General features: G+C 48.8%; 18 protein-coding genes. 4 read left to right on the top strand and 14 right to left on the bottom strand.

Annotated elements, in window-relative coordinates; genetic code table 11:
* Window positions 1–45 precede the first annotated feature (45 nt).
* From KNP75_RS14385 to glmS, 7 genes are all read right to left on the bottom strand, one after another.
* Complete coding sequence (locus KNP75_RS14385; protein WP_215190729.1) at window positions 46–1,191, bottom strand: mannitol-1-phosphate 5-dehydrogenase; 1,146 nt, start codon at window positions 1,189–1,191, stop codon at window positions 46–48.
* Window positions 1,191–1,622, bottom strand: a complete 432-nt coding sequence (locus KNP75_RS14380; protein WP_052090290.1) for a PTS mannitol transporter subunit IIA — start codon at window positions 1,620–1,622, stop codon at window positions 1,191–1,193. The genes KNP75_RS14385 and KNP75_RS14380 overlap by 1 nt, the downstream gene beginning before the upstream one ends.
* A 44-nt stretch (window positions 1,623–1,666) precedes the next feature.
* Window positions 1,667–3,088 carry a PTS mannitol transporter subunit IIBC gene (locus tag KNP75_RS14375; RefSeq protein ID WP_215190728.1) on the bottom strand — a complete coding sequence of 474 codons (1,422 nt, stop codon included), beginning with the start codon at window positions 3,086–3,088 and terminating at the stop codon, window positions 1,667–1,669.
* Window positions 3,089–3,254: 166 nt separating this feature from the next.
* Window positions 3,255–5,282 carry a BglG family transcription antiterminator gene (locus KNP75_RS14370; RefSeq protein ID WP_215190727.1) on the bottom strand — a complete coding sequence of 676 codons (2,028 nt, stop codon included), beginning with the start codon at window positions 5,280–5,282 and terminating at the stop codon, window positions 3,255–3,257.
* Window positions 5,272–5,541, bottom strand: coding sequence for a PTS sugar transporter subunit IIB (locus tag KNP75_RS14365; RefSeq protein ID WP_215190726.1), 270 nt, complete (start codon window positions 5,539–5,541; stop codon window positions 5,272–5,274). Before KNP75_RS14365 ends, KNP75_RS14370 begins: the two co-directional genes overlap by 11 nt.
* A 351-nt stretch (window positions 5,542–5,892) precedes the next feature.
* On the bottom strand, window positions 5,893–7,386 hold the full coding sequence (locus KNP75_RS14360) for an SIR2 family protein (protein ID WP_215190725.1): 1,494 nt from the start codon (window positions 7,384–7,386) through the stop codon (window positions 5,893–5,895).
* Between the two features lie 320 nt (window positions 7,387–7,706).
* Window positions 7,707–9,503: a glutamine--fructose-6-phosphate transaminase (isomerizing) gene (gene glmS / locus KNP75_RS14355; protein ID WP_215190724.1), complete on the bottom strand. Its 1,797-nt coding sequence runs from the start codon at window positions 9,501–9,503 to the stop codon at window positions 7,707–7,709.
* 411 nt (window positions 9,504–9,914) lie between these two features.
* Between glmS and KNP75_RS14350 the strand changes: the two genes are divergently transcribed.
* A complete protein-coding gene (locus KNP75_RS14350; protein ID WP_034781578.1) occupies window positions 9,915–10,250 on the top strand; it encodes a hypothetical protein in 336 nt (111 codons plus the stop codon).
* Between the two features lie 32 nt (window positions 10,251–10,282).
* On the opposite strand, the gene KNP75_RS14345 is transcribed toward KNP75_RS14350, so the two are convergent.
* The 7 genes from KNP75_RS14345 to KNP75_RS14315 are packed head-to-tail and all read right to left on the bottom strand — an operon-like array spanning window position 10,283 to window position 13,905.
* The gene (locus KNP75_RS14345) at window positions 10,283–11,041 is read right to left on the bottom strand and encodes an endonuclease/exonuclease/phosphatase family protein (RefSeq protein WP_215190723.1); all 759 of its coding nucleotides are present in this window, start codon (window positions 11,039–11,041) and stop codon (window positions 10,283–10,285) included.
* Window positions 11,038–11,583: a P-loop nucleotide/nucleoside kinase family protein gene (locus KNP75_RS14340; protein ID WP_215190722.1), complete on the bottom strand. Its 546-nt coding sequence runs from the start codon at window positions 11,581–11,583 to the stop codon at window positions 11,038–11,040. The genes KNP75_RS14345 and KNP75_RS14340 overlap by 4 nt, the downstream gene beginning before the upstream one ends.
* Before the next feature lie 32 nt (window positions 11,584–11,615).
* Window positions 11,616–12,086, bottom strand: coding sequence for a hypothetical protein (locus KNP75_RS14335; protein WP_021065295.1), 471 nt, complete (start codon window positions 12,084–12,086; stop codon window positions 11,616–11,618).
* The gene (locus tag KNP75_RS14330) at window positions 12,079–12,588 is read right to left on the bottom strand and encodes a hypothetical protein (protein WP_021065296.1); all 510 of its coding nucleotides are present in this window, start codon (window positions 12,586–12,588) and stop codon (window positions 12,079–12,081) included. The genes KNP75_RS14335 and KNP75_RS14330 overlap by 8 nt, the downstream gene beginning before the upstream one ends.
* Window positions 12,589–13,032, bottom strand: coding sequence for a hypothetical protein (locus KNP75_RS14325; protein ID WP_215190721.1), 444 nt, complete (start codon window positions 13,030–13,032; stop codon window positions 12,589–12,591). It lies immediately after the preceding gene.
* 4 nt (window positions 13,033–13,036) lie between these two features.
* Window positions 13,037–13,465 (bottom strand): hypothetical protein, encoded by a 429-nt coding sequence (locus KNP75_RS14320; RefSeq protein WP_215190720.1) that lies wholly within the window; start codon window positions 13,463–13,465, stop codon window positions 13,037–13,039.
* Entirely contained in the window at window positions 13,462–13,905 is a 444-nt protein-coding gene (locus KNP75_RS14315) for a hypothetical protein (protein ID WP_215190719.1), read from the bottom strand. The genes KNP75_RS14320 and KNP75_RS14315 overlap by 4 nt, the downstream gene beginning before the upstream one ends.
* A gap of 199 nt (window positions 13,906–14,104) precedes the next feature.
* Between KNP75_RS14315 and KNP75_RS14310 the strand changes: the two genes are divergently transcribed.
* The 3 genes from KNP75_RS14310 to KNP75_RS14300 all read left to right on the top strand — a co-directional run bounded on the left by KNP75_RS14310 (window position 14,105) and on the right by KNP75_RS14300 (window position 15,620).
* A complete protein-coding gene (locus KNP75_RS14310; protein ID WP_215190718.1) occupies window positions 14,105–14,815 on the top strand; it encodes a GntR family transcriptional regulator in 711 nt (236 codons plus the stop codon).
* 152 nt (window positions 14,816–14,967) lie between these two features.
* Window positions 14,968–15,315, top strand: a complete 348-nt coding sequence (locus KNP75_RS14305) for a PTS lactose/cellobiose transporter subunit IIA (protein WP_034781561.1) — start codon at window positions 14,968–14,970, stop codon at window positions 15,313–15,315.
* A complete protein-coding gene (locus KNP75_RS14300) occupies window positions 15,312–15,620 on the top strand; it encodes a PTS sugar transporter subunit IIB (protein WP_034781560.1) in 309 nt (102 codons plus the stop codon). Before KNP75_RS14305 ends, KNP75_RS14300 begins: the two co-directional genes overlap by 4 nt.
* Window positions 15,621–15,622: the final 2 nt, after the last annotated feature.

The raw sequence follows: 15,622 nt of genomic DNA, 5'->3' as shown, positions 1-15,622 counted from the left end.
GTATGCGAAAAATCTCCCATGCCGCTCGGGCATAGGAGATTCGATTTACGAGACTTGCGCTTTTTCTTGTTCGCGAATCAAGTGATATTGTTCGAGGATCAGCTTCGTCAGCGTATCGTCCTCATGCAATTGAAGATATTTTTCCACCGTCGAGACGATGCCATCTTCTTCGATGGACACATAAAGTTCAGAAGATTCTGAATCCTCAGGGTTGTAATAGGTTAAGGCAGCCGCGATCCCGTAGGCCAATTCGTTCGGTTCGATGCCGTTGTCGATGAGTTCGCGGGCCGGTTTGACGAGCCGGTCACTCGGTCCGAGCTTGCGGATCGGTGAGCGGGCGACGCGTGAGACTTCATCTTTCAACTTCGGATTCTCGAACCGCTTGATGATCTTTTGAATGTATTGGCTATGTTCTTTCGCCTCGAACCCGTACTTCTCGAGGAGGAGCCAACCAGTCTCATACAAGGCACCTTGTACGACTTGACGGACACGGCGGTCTTTCAGCGCTTCGTCGATTGTCGCTTTCCCGAACAAGGAACCGATGTACGACGCGATGGCGTGACCGGTATTGACCGTGAACAGCTTCCGCTCGATGTATGGCCCAATCTCGTCGACCCACGTCACACCTTGAAGCGGGGGCCGCTCGGCCAATCCTTTCGTCTCGATGACCCATTCGTAGAATGTCTCGACCTCGACGAATAGCGGGTCTGCGTGTTGCTGCAGCGGAACAATCCGGTCGACGGCCGCATTCGGGAACGAGGCATTGGCCGTCCCGGTACCACCTGACGCTTCGATCGCTTGATGAAGTGATGCGCTACCACCGATCATGTTCTCGCAAGCAATCACATAAACCGGTGCCGACGTCTCGCGGTCACGAAGCCCTTCGCTGATGAGGGGCGCGACTCTCTGTAGCAGCGTCGGTCCGACGGCGGTCGTGACGAGATCGGCCTCGGCGATGAGGGCGATGACGCGTTCCGGGTCGGTCAAACTGTTGACGCCGCGGACCCGATCGACGACGACGTTGTCGACGCCTTCTTCGGCAAATCCGACTTCATAGAACCGTTTGTCTTCTAACGCCTGGATGACGGTATCATTGATATCGACGAACGTGACCTCGTAGCCGCTCTGATTGAGCAACAATCCGATAAACCCACGTCCGATGTTCCCTGCCCCAAAATGTACGGCTTTCATTACGCCACCTCTTCCATGAATAACGACAAAATCTCTTCTTTCGTCTTCGCCTGTACAAGACGCTCGACGTTATCCTCATCTGAACAGATGACTGCGATTTGGGACAGGAGTTCCAAATGTTCATCATCCACACCGGCAATCCCGATGACGAGTTTCGCCGTCTGGCCACCGAAATCGACGCCGGCCGGCACTTGAAGGATGGAAATCCCCGTCTTTTGAACGGCGGATTTCGCTTCCTCAGTCCCGTGCGGAATCGCGACTTGGTTCCCGATATAAACGCTTGATAGCGCTTGACGTGCATGCATCGCTTGGACGTAAGCCGGAGACACGCATCCGGCTGCTTCTAACACTTCACCGGCTGCGTCGATCGCTTCGGCCGACGTGTTGAACGATTGGTTGAGTCGAATCATCTCTGTCTGAATGAATGGCATTTTAGTTCCTCCTATACCTTAAGCCTTTGTCTCTGTCTGTTGTGTTATGAGATTTTGCTGCGTTCTGCTTTGATTTCTTCAATCAATTGATCGTAGTAGTCTGCGTTCAAAAAGTTCGTGACCGAACGGTGAATCGCATCCGGCACTTGTGCCTCGGCCCGGTCCGTCAAATCCTCATGGGTGATGATGAATTGAGCGTCTTTCGGCAACTGACTGATTGACGTGTTCGTGACTTTGATTGGCAAGTTCGCTTTGTTCACTTTGTTGCGAAGTACCGAGGCGCCCATGGCACTTGAACCCATCCCGGCGTCGCAAGCGAAGATGATGTGATCGACTTTATCGAGACGGTCGTGGACGAGAGCCGACGCATACGACTGCTTGCCTTTCATCGCGCTGACGTTTTGTGTCGCTTCTTCGAGTGACACTTCTTCAGCTGCGCTTGATTTCAAGATGACGCTCGCCACAGCGAACGTGACCGCTGCGGACAAGAGAATCCCCGCAATCAATCCAACGTAAGAACCGCGTGACGCCATCGCGAGAATCGCGAAGATACTACCTGGTGACGCTGGTGCGACGAGACCGACATCGAATAAGACGAATGTGAAGACGCCTGTAGCGCCCCCGGCGATCATCGCAAGAATCAAAATCGGTTTCATCAAGACGTATGGGAAGTAAATCTCGTGAATCCCACCGAGGAAGTGAATGATGGCAGCTCCTGGTGCTGTACGTTTAGCCGCGCCTTTGGCGAACACCATGTAAGCGAGCAGTAAGCCAAGACCTGGTCCTGGGTTTGCTTCAAGTAAGAACAAGACTGACTTCCCGGCGTCTGCCACTTGGTCGACACCGAGCGGGCTCAAAATCCCGTGGTTGATTGCGTTGTTCAAGAACAAGATTTTCGCCGGTTCGATGAACAAACTTGCGATCGGTAACAATTTCGCGCCGACAATCCAGTCGACACCGGCCGCCATGACTTTATCGAGGCCGCTCATGATTGGCCCGAACACTTCGAAGCCACCGATCATGAGAAGACCACCGATGATACCGACCGAGAAGTTGTTGACGAGCATTTCAAATCCAGCTTTGACTTTACCTTCGATGAGACGGTCAAACTGTTTAATGACATATCCACCGAGTGGACCCATGATCATCGCACCGAGGAACATCGGAATGTCCGTCCCGACGATGACCCCCATCGTGGCGAGTACCCCGACGACTCCGCCTCGTACGTCATGAATTAACTTACCGCCGGTGAACCCGATTAAGAGCGGTAACAGATACGTGATTGTCGGACCGACGAGTTCTGCTAATTTTTCATTCGGCCACCAGCCCGTTGGAATGAAGAGGGCGGTGATGATCCCCCAGGCGATGAAGGCGCCGATGTTTGGCATGACCATTCCGCTCAGGAAACTCCCGAACCGTTGTACTTTGACTCGAACCCCGCCCGAGCCAGTTTGCGCATTCGCCATGTATAAAACCTCCAGTCGATTATTGTGAAAGGTAGATTGTTGTAGTGTAGCTAACCGGTTTGTGCTCTACACTCGTATTGTAGTCTCAGCGTAAGCGCTTTCTCAATTCAATCCAGTTCACACTTTGGCAACATTCTGTGCCAAATAAAAAAATGACCACGGCGGGTCATTTCTCGTGCAGCGTGTCTTGAATCATTTTCTTCATACATTCATGAAGCAAGAGACGCAGTTCTTTCTTTGAACCGTTACTGTATAAGTTCATATGTTGTTCGCTCTCAATCAATGATCCGCTGACGGCACTGAGGAACTGGAGTTCGACGTCCGCTGCCTCTTCCGGTGCGAGCAGGACGAGCAGACGCGATACCGGTTCGGTCGATTGGTCCATCATGAGGAGCGGGATCGATTGATTCAAGTCGAAAGCGAATACGCTCGCCCGTTCGATCGAGGCGTGACGCCCATGGAACAAGGCCAGTTTCGTTCCCGGAATCCCGAGCCCGGCCACTTCGTGACGCCGGAGCAGTTGGGCCGATAACTGGATGCCGCTTTGGACAAGTCCGCGTTCTTCTAGATGCGTCCCGATATCGAGCAAGATGTCTTCAAGTCGGTCGCTATTATCGAGCGTGACGAGATCGAACTGCCGGTCCATCCGTTCGAACGTCTCGACGAGGGCACCGAGTTCATTGAAGTCGAGCATCGTCGAGTGGCTCTTCTCTTTCGTTTGGAACGACTGTGGGAGCGATAACAGCAAGTGGCGGACGCGTTGCACTTCTTCGTTCGTCAACAGCGGGTTGACGATGAGCGTCGGCACTGATAGCGGCGGCAACGGCACGGTCGACAAGATGACGTCATAGTCGTCGAGTCGATGCTGTTCGAGACCGAACAACGACGAGTTGACGACGTCCTGCATCTCTGGAAACTCTTGTTTGACCCGGTTGACGAGCATCTTCGAGGAGCCGAGACCGGCCGAACAGACGACAAGGGCTCGATATTCCCGGCGCCGGACCGGTTTGACGAGCGCGGCGGCGAAATGCATCGCCCAAAACACCGTCTCCTCTTCCGTGAACGTGTTTGTCCCGAAGACGATATCGGCCGCCTGTTGAATCGCCGAGCGTAAATGTGGATAGTCACGGTCGATGTGCGGACGGACCGTGTCCGTATCCGGAAGGGCGTGGGTGTTCATACTCGATAAGATATGGGCCAGCAGTCCTTTTTCGAGCGCGGCGTCGTCCGTGAAGGCGAATCCGTGGATCAGTGAAACGTGATGGATGAGCTTATGGACGCGGATCTGCATGACCCAACGTTCTTCCTCATCTTCTTTCATCTGTTCCTTCAACGACCGGAGCCGGTTCGCTTCTTCAGCGAACCAGACCCGCTCCGCCATCGAGAACGGCGTCCCGAGGGCCGTCTCCATATCAGACGCGACTTTCAAGTACTCGTCGGAGCGGCCTTTCGTATACATCTCGAGGAAGAAGCCGGCGTCCAGACGGGCTTGTTGCACGCCATAGGCGAACGTCACCCGCATGATGGTCCGATCGTCCATCCGCTCATACGGATGTTCCTTCAAATAGTCATAACCGTCACGAAGCGCCTCGAGCATGACGTCACACGGGACGGTCTTCAAAAAGGTCGGGATGTAGTCATCTTCCCCGCGGACGAAGCGATAGAACGCGAGCGTGTCCCAATGAGCGAGCAGCGCATTGATCATCAGCTTCCGCTTCTCGGCTTCGAGGCCGAGCACTCTGGCCCCGACCCCTTTCTTCCGTTCGACTTCGAGGTGGTACTCATCGAACCAACGATCGAGTTTCTCCAAGTCTTGTGTGAGCGTGCTCGGGGAGACGTGCATCTGTTTCGCGACCGCCTGCAGCTTGAGCGTGTCTTTTTCAAACAGAAGCCGCCAGGCGAGTTCGAAGATGCGGTCCTCCGCCGTCGGAATCGCCTCGGCCGACAAAATCAAGTCTTCGCGCAACTGTTGCTTCGCATCGGAACGACCGATGAGACTGAGGCCGTGCCCGCGCTGCCAAGCGAGTTCTAACTCGAACTCACGCAAGATGCCCTCGAGCAGTTGACGCTCCCGTTGAATCGTCCGCTCAGACAAATTGACTGCTTGCGCGATCTCCGCGAGCGGTGTCGAGGTCTCCGTTGCCAATAGATGTAGTAAAATCGAGCGCTCCCGGGCGCTCCACTCATGTTTCATATCCATTCACCCATTCCTCGACGAGTTGTCGATATTCCGTGAGCGATAACATGTGTCTGACCGAGCGAACGTGCGCGGTCGGATGATTGACCGTCTCAGTCCCGGCTTGATAGATAATCCAATCCACGTCTTCCGGGATGTCTTGATACGTGCCGTGTTGAATCACACACGATAATTTTCCCGAACACGCTTCAGCAAACAGCTTCGCCGCCATCGCGCTCGTGACGAACCCGCATGGACAGGCAATATATACGTTCATGTCAGACCTTCTTTCATCGCTTATCTTTATCTAACCATACGATGCAACCGCTTACTTCACCTACTATTTTGCTTGTTGGCAAAGATATCGGCAAGCAGTAAAAAGCACCTGACAGATGAAAGTATAAAATAACAGGTAGGTCATTTGATATAAGAACCATCAAACAAGCATACCCCCGTTCTAAGTAAGAACGAGGGTATGCTTGTTTGAATTTTAATATTTAAACCTTTCTTGTGCAAAAATTTAACGATAAAGTAATTTTAAAATCTACACTTTATTCAACATTTTCGGCGAATTATTGAATACTGCGTTGTTTTTAGCTTGATTAATTATCTAATTTTCATTTGAAAGTTAGTGCTGATAATATTTTTTATAGTCATATACGCATAGAAGTTTTTTATAATCCGTCTTCCGCTTATCAGGATACTCTTTTAAATATTTTTCAGCCTCCTCTAACTGTATCCTTCCAGAAAGAATGCCTTTTACTATAGCGATAGTTTTTCTAGATGCAGAGACATTTTCATCATTATTAATTCCTTCTATGCTAAAGTGGTTTGTTGCTAAATCATTGACACTCTTTAATGTATCTATTTTTATTAGCTGTATGTCCTTTAGCTTTTCAAAATTTGAAATGTCTGGTTGAACCTGATAGAAGCCAAATATAGGGAAGAACTGATTTTTTTGTATTCTGTGTTTCTCAATCAATTTCAGTAATTGATGATTTGATTCTTCAATTAGTCTAAAATAATTAATCATCATCTCTTCGGCAGTATGGTATTCATACTTTATAGTTTTTGTTGAACCAATGGCTAATACTTTTTCTCCATTTTTCAGGCTTTCTATATCTTCAGTGATACTTACTTTAATATTCCCACCAGCATATATTTCTTTAACTACATTTTGGACTTTTCTGATATCCATAGCAGATACGGGGAGACTTAGTGTTCCTAAGTGCTTGTATATTTCACTAAAATTATCAGTCTTAATTTTATTAATTCTAATAGTAGACATTCCGTCTATATCAATATCGTGTTCAACCACTTCTAAGTTTTCAGAGTTCTCATCATATTCCACCAAAAGAAAATTACTTCTAATTTTTTCGGCTGTTTCTGAAGAGGGATCTACATAAGTGAATATTGTTTTAAGGATGCTTTTTATGTTTTTATCCCCTAAATTATAACCTAAAAAGATAATAGGATTGTGAATAAACAAAGAGAGTAATTGTGCTCTAATTAACTCATATTTATCTTCAAAATTTGTATAGTCAAGTTCTGTAATTATTATCTTATCGGGATGCTGTATACACCCATGTATTTTATAAGATGAACCATACGGGTTACTTAATAAGATTTCATTACCAATTAAAGACTTAAATTCAAATACATCTTCAATGAACGTGTCATAGTTAGTTGTAATGATAGACCCAATATTTTTTCTTACCTTTTGTAATTCAGCCACTTCAGCTTTTTTATCTTCCTTTACAGAATAACTTTTAAGTAGCTCTGTAATGAAAATTTTAAATCGACTTATGTTAATATCTTTAGACATATTTTCATAAAAGATATCGTTTATATATTTAAATTTACCGTTTCGGTCATTTTGTAAAATTGAATGAAATTCAACTTCAAGCTCCCCTGCAATTCTAGGATAATCATACTCACCATCAATCTGATATTTATATTTTAAATCATAATAAAACTCATCATTACCTTTTAATTCATTAGAAATATATGAAAGTAGTCCATCCCAAGTAAATGCATTTTCTAAGTATCTTAGACTCATACCCGTCCCTACGAAAAGTACTGGATGATTTTCAAAACTAGCTATAAATTCATTAATTCTCATACTTCCACTTCCTTATATTAAATTATTAGTCTTTTTATGTAATTTTAACTGTATAAAAAGGCATAATAAAGAAAAATATTTTTAGGCTGTAGGTTAACTAGCTATCTACAGTCTTTTCTGTTTACAGTTCAAATCACTTAAAACAAGGGTTCCCAGCGAATTTCAGTAGATAAAAACGACCAAGTAATGTTCCGACTCAACTGAAACATTACTTGGTCTACATTTATTCTATAGTATAGATGGTTTGTTAAATGGCGAAGCCAATAATTTTAAACAACATTATGTTCACTTAAAAAAACGGTGCTTTTACAATCATACATTTATTCAACCGTCACCGATTTCGCCAAGTTACGCGGCTTATCGACGTCACAGCCACGTGCGAGCGCGGCATAATACGCCATGAGTTGAACTGGTAACACCGTGATGAGCGGGGTGAGAATCGGTTCGACGTGCGGCAAGATGAACTCATCGTTCTCATGCTCGACGCCTTGCATCGAGATGATACACGCGTTCGCACCACGGGCGACGACTTCTTTGACGTTGCCGCGGATGTTCAAGTTCGTCTTCGGTTGCGAGATGAGTGCGATGACCGGTGTGCCATCTTCAATCAAGGCGATCGAACCGTGCTTGAGTTCGCCACCCGGATACCCTTCCGCTTGGATATACGAGATCTCTTTTACTTTGAGCGCGCCTTCGAGACAGACCGATGCATCGAGTCCGCGTCCGATGAAGAACGTGTTCGGCGTCGTCTTCAAGTAACGGTCCGACAAATCTTCAAACAGTTCTTTTTGCGACATGATCGAGTCCATGATCGTCGCGACACGCGCGAGTTCCGGCATCAACTCGAACGGCAACTCTTTCCCGTTCGCGCGAGCGATGTCGTAGGCGAGAATCGCGAGCACGGCGATTTGGGCCGTGTACGCTTTCGTCGACGCGACCGCAATTTCCGGGCCGGCGTGGAGGAGCATCGTTTCGTTCGCTTCACGCGAGAGCGTCGATCCTGGCACGTTCGTCATCGTGAGTGCCTTGTAGCCGCGCTTCTTCACTTCGACGAGGACGGCCCGGCTGTCGGCCGTCTCTCCAGACTGTGACAAGAAGACGAAGAGCGGACGTGAACTTAAGAGCGGCATATTGTAGCCAAACTCTGACGAGACGTGGACCTCGGTCGGGATGCCGGCAATTCGCTCAAGGATGTCTTTTCCGACGAGCCCAGCGTTATAACTCGTGCCACAGGCGACGATATAGATGCGGTCCGCTTCCGAGACGAGCGAGCGCACGCCTTCCGTGAGCTCGATGTCACCGGCGTCGTTCTGGTAGTGCTGGATGATGTTGCGGATGACGGCCGGTTGCTCGTCCATCTCTTTCAACATGTAGTGCGCGTACGTGCCTTTCTCGATGTCTGACGCATCGATCTCGGCCGTGTACGGGGCACGTTCGAGGACGTCGCCGTCGAGTGTCTTGATCGTCGCCGATTCGCGCGTCAAGATGACGATCTCGCCGTCGTGGAGCTCGAGGTACTGGTCCGTCACTTGGAGCATCGCCATCGCGTCAGACGCCACGACGTTGAACGTGCCGTCGCCGAGTCCGACGAGGAGCGGTGACTTGTTCTTGCCGATATAGAGGCGTTCTTTGTCCTCCGAGTCGATCATCGCGATCGCGTACGAGCCGTGGAGCTCAGCCAACGTCTTGCGGAACGCCGACTCGACGTCATTTAGCACGACGAAGTTCTTCTCCATCAACTGGACGATAACTTCCGTGTCCGTCTCCGAGAGAAACGGCACGTCGAGCGTCGCCTTGATCTGTTCATCGTTCTCGATGACACCGTTGTGGACGAGCGTGAAGCGGCCCGTCGTGCTCTGGTGCGGGTGGGCGTTCGGGACGCTCGGCACGCCGTGTGTCGCCCATCGTGTATGGCCAATCCCGATGGCGCCTTCCGCTTCGACCGGTACGATGTCACGAAGTGCGGCGATGCGGCCGACTTCTTTGAACACATGGACATCATCACCGACGAGCGCGATTCCGGCTGAGTCGTAGCCTCGATACTCGAGCTTCTCCAACCCTTTTAATAAAATCTCTTTCGTTCCGACTTGACCAATCATTCCTACAATTCCACACATAACAATTCTCCTTATCGATTCGATTTCTCGAAAAAGGAAACGGGCTTTTTTGAGTGCTGTCAACGTGTTCCTCGTTGTCCGTCCGGTCACCCGAACGTTTTAAAAGAACACTTGTAGTCGTGACAGACGACTAGGAGGCATCCGCCGAAACATCGATTACCCCCACCTCGTCAACTCCGCAGAGTTCTGGCGCTTTTCCTTCATAGCTGGCCGTTTCTCCAGATACCCTTTCATGCTAGCGGTTCTAGATGTAAACGAATAGCGATTTTGTCACAACGCGCTTCAATACTTTTTTACTGTTCATGCAAAAGTCACCACTTTCACTAAAAAGCCACTTCTTTTACAGGCTTGTCCCATCGACCTCGTTCGGGCATGATAAAGGTATCTATTAGATGAAGTGGAGGAATGGCCATGAATATCGTCTTTCTCGTCATCGGCATCATCTTATCAACCGCATCCAAATGGCTGCAAATTGAAGGACAGAGTGAACTTGGCGATTTTCTCGTGTTTCCAGCCGCCTTTTTCTTGGCGCTCGCACTCTTGTTCAGCTTCCCGTTCTTTAAAGAATGGTGGGACGACCCGTCGCTTCGTCCGAAAGCGTATCGCTTTGCCGGACTTGCTGCCGGCGGTGTCTTATCGTTTCAGCTCTTCGCTTGGCTTCTATTCGGACAAGGCGAGTGGATTGGGAGTTTCTTCTTGATTCCGTTCCTCATCTGCCTCTACTTCATCATCCGAACGTTCAAATGAAAACGGGGCAGCGCTCAAGCGCTCCCCCGTTTTTAAATTGTGTCGAGGTCGAGTAGGACCCCATAATGATCACTCGGCAACACTCCAGCATTCGTGACAGGAGTCTTCCCAAACACGTCCACGCTCGAGATGAGCGGGACGTTCCCTTCGTCGTGACGCAATAACATCCAATCGTAGCGTGTTGGTTGTTTCTGCAAAGAATCCTGCTTCAAATACGGATTGTGTCCATAATCCAGCGTCGGCTCATCCCCACCACGATCACATATGGCGACATCGATCCAACGATTTGCGGTCAAATCACGATAAATCTCCGACTGTGGATTGTCATTGAAGTCCCCACATAGCAGCTCGTAACGTTCTCCCTCACCAATCCAATCGCGGACCGCCTGCACTTGCGCTTCCCGAATGACCGGCGACCTCCAATTCAGATGGACGTTCGTCAATCCGAACGCGTGACCTCCTGCTTGAAACGTCACCCGCATCGCACAGTAGTTCGCTTCTTCTACCTCGTGGTGCCAAATCGCATCATTCGTATCGAGCGGAATATTACTTAAGACAGCGAGCCCTTCATCGGGTGAGTCCGGATAGGCGAGAAATACGCAAAACGGATAGCCCGTTTCGTTGGCGATCTGCTCGGCCACACTGATGCCTTGCTCCCCTTCCACATGCGTTTTGACTTCTTGAAACGCCAGCACATCGGCGTCAATCATCTTCACTGTGGCACAGATGGACTCGATCCGCTCCGACCATAATGTCGGATTGTTCCAGAGGTTGAACGTCGCAATCCTCATGTACTGGCTCCACTCTGTTGCAAATCTGTCAGCACGAATTGTTCGCTTTCTTGAAGCTGTTGAATCGTTTCGCTCAACTCACCGACCGTGTTGTCTAAATAGTAACGATCCGGTGCACCCGAGCTTAGAAACTCGTTCCGCAATATGATGACCCGCTCCCCCATCTGCGCATCGCTCGGCCTATGCTGATCGCGTTGGATGTGAACGTCTTGCTCCGCCCATAAGATGACGTAGCGTACTTCGACACCTTGTTCAATCCAGTGAACCGTGTAGCGCTTCACGTCTTGCCAAAAAGCGACCCAGTCCACGACGACGTCATACCCCGCCTCAAGAAAATTATCAGTCAACGCGACGATATTCTTCCAAACCAAATCGTTTGCCCGCTCTGATTCCCAAGGCCTTTCACGACCAGAGACTGCCATATGACTGATGTCATCCCCCGACACGTATGCACTCTTCTCCATGCTTTGAGCGAGCCATCTCGCCGTCGTCGATTTCCCGACACCAGCCGGACCTGAAATGATCCATACTTTCCGATTCATCATTATCCTCCTTAACATATAAGAGGAAGCGCCTAAGCGCTCCCCCACTTTTGTTCTTCTCGCAATTCGGCTTCCGTGACGTAGTGTTCGTCGAGCTGAGCCATATGCCGCTCATACAGACGATGCTCAAGAATGGCGAGCATGTAAGCTCCTAGCCCAATCAAAGCAAACGCTTGAAGTGAAATCCAATCCGTGAGCAATGCGTAAATCCACACTAGGAAGAAGGGTAGCGTCACGAGCCCAAAGATGGAGTTAAGATGGATGAGCCGCTTTGCTGCATCCGACTTCAAAAATTGTTTTTTAATGTTCTCGCGTTGCCACATCTTGCGAAAATCGGGAAGACCCGCTGCGATGCTGAGAAATATGACCGTCATGGGTGATAGCCAATTATACTCTAATGAGAAAAATAGAAGTGCGGCCAACACCGCTGACAAGAACACTTGTGTGGAATGCTTTCTCTGGTCGAACGCCGTCAATTCACGCATTTGGCTCCGTTTATCCATGACCTTGCTCCTTCTCGATGTCGCGCGCTTCCCGAATCAGTTTTAAATCCTCCCCCGTCAAATAATGACCGTCATGCTTTTGGATGATGCGATCGAGCCATTTCCCGAAAAAGGCAGCTCCCCAGAAAAAGGCTTGCGACAACAAGAACGCCTGAAATGATTGCGGTTGTGGCGTCTCATAGAATACGACAATCCCGTAGTATCCGATTGCGCTAACCCCAATCAAATAAATCGTATACCGGAGCGTAAGCAATTTCCGTGCCTGTCCATTTTTCACGAACCGACGCCACATGAGAAATCGAGTCGTTTCGATGCTAATCATCAGAGCGAAAACCGACACTAAGAGCACAAGGATAAATGACTCGGGCATGTCCCAGTACGATGCGTAAATTAACATCCCAACGACCGCTGAGAAGACAGTTATACCGAAACCCCAACTCGTCCACTTCTCAAATCGAAGAATCGTATCAATCTGTTGTTTTGATTGTGGTGACAGTTCCATTCAACTCATCCTTTCGATCAATTCTTCATACGTCGGTGCATGAGGATCATGCTTTTTCAACTGACGTTCAATGAGTCGTTTCCGATGATTTGCAGTTAACCCCCAAATCCCAAATAGAAATCCAATCCCAATTCCAAGCGACTCCATTGTTAATAACGCCGTCATAAACGTGCCCATCAACAGCGCGCTAATCCACGTGTCCGCATATTCGACCTTTAGCCACTGTAAGCTTTTTGAGTGCGTCGAGACATAGCGAAGGAGACGGTATTGTTTATGCCCCATGAAAATAAGGAACACAGCGACGGTCCACATTAAAGGAATCAATAACATCTTTTCGAATAGAAGCGCAACAATCATTAATAGAACGTAGATGCCAAGGACCGCGCCCCCATAGCGTTGGATTCGTTTAATCGATTGGACTTCTTTTTGAATAGAATATTCCATCCGCTCACCCCTTAAGCTGTTCATATATAGGAAGCCACACATCCTCTTCTTTCATCCGCTTTTCGATTCGTATCGTCAACAACCCTGCTACTACGAGCATGAGCAGCCCACCTAGATACAGAACGTTCGACTCAAACAACTCACCAACATTTAAAGCGATAAAGAAGGCAATCGTATTGAAGCAGTCACTTCTTAATTGTTGGCGATAGCGATGCGTCAATTGTGGATTCAATGTCCGCCGCATCCGGGACCGTCGAATATACATGACATTGACGGGGACGAGCGCTAGTCCGGTATAGACAATTCCCCAAAACAGATGATCCGTCCATGCTATAACTGGAAGGACGACAATCAAGAATACACCGACAATCCCAAAGATGAGTTGATGGAACGAACGAAACCACACCCGTTCCTGCTCGACTCGTTCCCTCATCGCGCTTCCTCTAGTTCGAGGGCTCGTAAGATTGGATCATGTGCTTGTAGCGCCCGGTTCAAGCGACGCGACACGACTTCGGCGAATGTTCCCCAAATCAGAACGGCGAATCCCCAATAGATGTTGTCTTGACTAAAGATCAATAACCCACCCACCATAATCATGAGTACGGTCGTATTCACCAAGTCATACAGTAGTTGCCAGCGGAGCAATTTCCGGGCTACGGAGTCGAATAGATACATCCGTCTCATCCGATATTTCGCCACGTCCGAGATGAGCAGGGCGATGCCGACAAGGCCGAGCGGGACGGTGACCCACGTTGCCCGTTCAAAAAACATCAAAGCGAATGCCAGAATGATGACCGCCAATAGGGCGTAACCGATACGTGTATGTCGTTGCTTCCATTCTCGTTCCCGTTCCATCCGAACTGATTGTGCCATTGTCTTCTCCTCCTCACTCTTCTCTATTTTTATACGAAACCCTTTTGAATTCGTTTCGCAGATTTCAATGATTCTCTGTACAATCGTTCGACTTTTTTCAACAATTGCTAAAGGATTGTCCGCCACCCTGATTCAATTTCTGATATACTGATAGCGTATTCATACCTACAAATTTTCATGTGAAAGGTGCAGACCCCTGATGGCTCCAAAGTATAAACAAGTCGCCGAACAGATTGAGACAGACATTATGAATCATGTCTATCAACATACGAACAAGCTCCTCACCGAGGACGAGTACGCCAACAAGTATGGCGTCAGCCGCAACACGATTCGAAAAGCGATCGAGATTCTCGTCAATAAAGGGTACGTCTATCAAGTCCAAGGGAGCGGCGTCTTCGTCCGTGACCATTATATGAGCGATTACGTGAACCTCGAGAAGTTGCAAGGTCTCACGAGCGACTTCAGTGGACGGAAAGTCGAGACGCGCGTCCTTGATTTCGAATTGACGACAGCGAACGATGAAGTGGCCGAACGGATGAAGTGCAACGTCGGGACGCCCGTCTACTACGTCAAACGTCTCCGGCTCGTCGATGACCATCCGTTTTCGGTCGAGGACTCGTATTTCCGAAAAGACCTCGTCGTCTATCTCGACCGGAACATCACCGAGAAGTCGATCTACAACTACTTCCGCAACGACCAGAAGCTCGCCATCGGTTTTGCCGACCGTGTCATTTACGCCGACTTTTTGAACGCGGAAGACGCGGCACTGCTCGGACTGAAAGAGAACGACCCGGCCCTCCTCGTCGACAACACCGTCTATTTGACGAACGGTCAAATCTTCGACGTATCGCGCTCGACACATCATTTCCGCCATGTTAAGATGCTCAAAGTCTCTAACATCAAGTCCTAAACGCGCTCGAGAGATTGTTCTCGTGTGCGTTTTTTTATGTTCACATTTCGGACGAAAAGAAAGGGTTTACATGTAAGCGGTATCGTGCTACTATCAACTTGTAGAATTTGTACCTATGAATTTTGGTTATCCATACAAAAAGGAGAGATACTATGGTTTCTGAAACAATCGAAATTACTCCCGAAGATATCTTCGGTTTAATCGCCCTTTCAGGCGACGCCAAAGCGAGCTACCATCATGCAATGCTGTTGATGCAAGAAGGCAAAGCAGATGAAGCGGCTGAGGCAGTAAAAGCTGGTGACGCGACATTGAAAGAAGCACACGCTATCCAGACGAAATTCGTCACACTCGAGGCACAAGGGAAAACGGCTACGGTCGGCGTTCTCATGGTGCACGCACAAGATCACTTGATGAACACGATCCTCGTAAAAGAGATGCTCGGCTATATGATGAACATGCAAAACGAAATCAACCAATTGAAAGGAATGGATCAAAAATGATGAAAATCGGACTCTTCTGTGCAGCAGGTATGTCAACAAGTATGTTAGTAGAAAAAATGAAAGCGGTTGCCGCTGAGCGAGGCATCGATGCTGAAATCGCTGCTTACCCAGAATCAGAAATGGAAACGTACGTGGACAACCTCGACGTCGCGCTTCTCGGACCACAAGTTAAATACTTGCTCTCGAAAGGCAAACAAATCTGTGAGCCGAAGGGCGTTCCAATCGATGTCATCAACACTGTCGACTACGGCATGATGAACGGAACGAAAGTATTAGACCACGCATTGAAACTCGCGAATAAATAAAC

Source organism: Exiguobacterium sp. s6, assembly GCF_018618155.1.
Lineage (GTDB): Bacteria > Bacillota > Bacilli > Exiguobacteriales > Exiguobacteriaceae > Exiguobacterium > Exiguobacterium mexicanum_A.
Note: the sequence above shows the minus strand (reverse complement) of the source record. Positions and strands in the feature narration are given on the sequence as shown.

Excerpts from the sequence above, each read along its gene's own strand:
- KNP75_RS14385 (WP_215190729.1), bottom strand. The coding sequence starts at position 1,191 with ATGAAAGCCGTACATTTTGGGGCAGGGAACATCGGACGTGGGTTTATC.
- KNP75_RS14380 (WP_052090290.1), bottom strand. The coding sequence starts at position 1,622 with ATGCCATTCATTCAGACAGAGATGATTCGACTCAACCAATCGTTCAAC.
- KNP75_RS14375 (WP_215190728.1), bottom strand. The coding sequence starts at position 3,088 with ATGGCGAATGCGCAAACTGGCTCGGGCGGGGTTCGAGTCAAAGTACAA.
- KNP75_RS14370 (WP_215190727.1), bottom strand. The coding sequence starts at position 5,282 with ATGAAACATGAGTGGAGCGCCCGGGAGCGCTCGATTTTACTACATCTA.
- KNP75_RS14365 (WP_215190726.1), bottom strand. The coding sequence starts at position 5,541 with ATGAACGTATATATTGCCTGTCCATGCGGGTTCGTCACGAGCGCGATG.
- KNP75_RS14360 (WP_215190725.1), bottom strand. The coding sequence starts at position 7,386 with ATGAGAATTAATGAATTTATAGCTAGTTTTGAAAATCATCCAGTACTT.
- glmS (WP_215190724.1), bottom strand. The coding sequence starts at position 9,503 with ATGTGTGGAATTGTAGGAATGATTGGTCAAGTCGGAACGAAAGAGATT.
- KNP75_RS14350 (WP_034781578.1), top strand. The coding sequence starts at position 9,915 with ATGAATATCGTCTTTCTCGTCATCGGCATCATCTTATCAACCGCATCC.
- KNP75_RS14345 (WP_215190723.1), bottom strand. The coding sequence starts at position 11,041 with ATGAGGATTGCGACGTTCAACCTCTGGAACAATCCGACATTATGGTCG.
- KNP75_RS14340 (WP_215190722.1), bottom strand. The coding sequence starts at position 11,583 with ATGAATCGGAAAGTATGGATCATTTCAGGTCCGGCTGGTGTCGGGAAA.
- KNP75_RS14335 (WP_021065295.1), bottom strand. The coding sequence starts at position 12,086 with ATGGATAAACGGAGCCAAATGCGTGAATTGACGGCGTTCGACCAGAGA.
- KNP75_RS14330 (WP_021065296.1), bottom strand. The coding sequence starts at position 12,588 with ATGGAACTGTCACCACAATCAAAACAACAGATTGATACGATTCTTCGA.
- KNP75_RS14325 (WP_215190721.1), bottom strand. The coding sequence starts at position 13,032 with ATGGAATATTCTATTCAAAAAGAAGTCCAATCGATTAAACGAATCCAA.
- KNP75_RS14320 (WP_215190720.1), bottom strand. The coding sequence starts at position 13,465 with ATGAGGGAACGAGTCGAGCAGGAACGGGTGTGGTTTCGTTCGTTCCAT.
- KNP75_RS14315 (WP_215190719.1), bottom strand. The coding sequence starts at position 13,905 with ATGGCACAATCAGTTCGGATGGAACGGGAACGAGAATGGAAGCAACGA.
- KNP75_RS14310 (WP_215190718.1), top strand. The coding sequence starts at position 14,105 with ATGGCTCCAAAGTATAAACAAGTCGCCGAACAGATTGAGACAGACATT.
- KNP75_RS14305 (WP_034781561.1), top strand. The coding sequence starts at position 14,968 with ATGGTTTCTGAAACAATCGAAATTACTCCCGAAGATATCTTCGGTTTA.
- KNP75_RS14300 (WP_034781560.1), top strand. The coding sequence starts at position 15,312 with ATGATGAAAATCGGACTCTTCTGTGCAGCAGGTATGTCAACAAGTATG.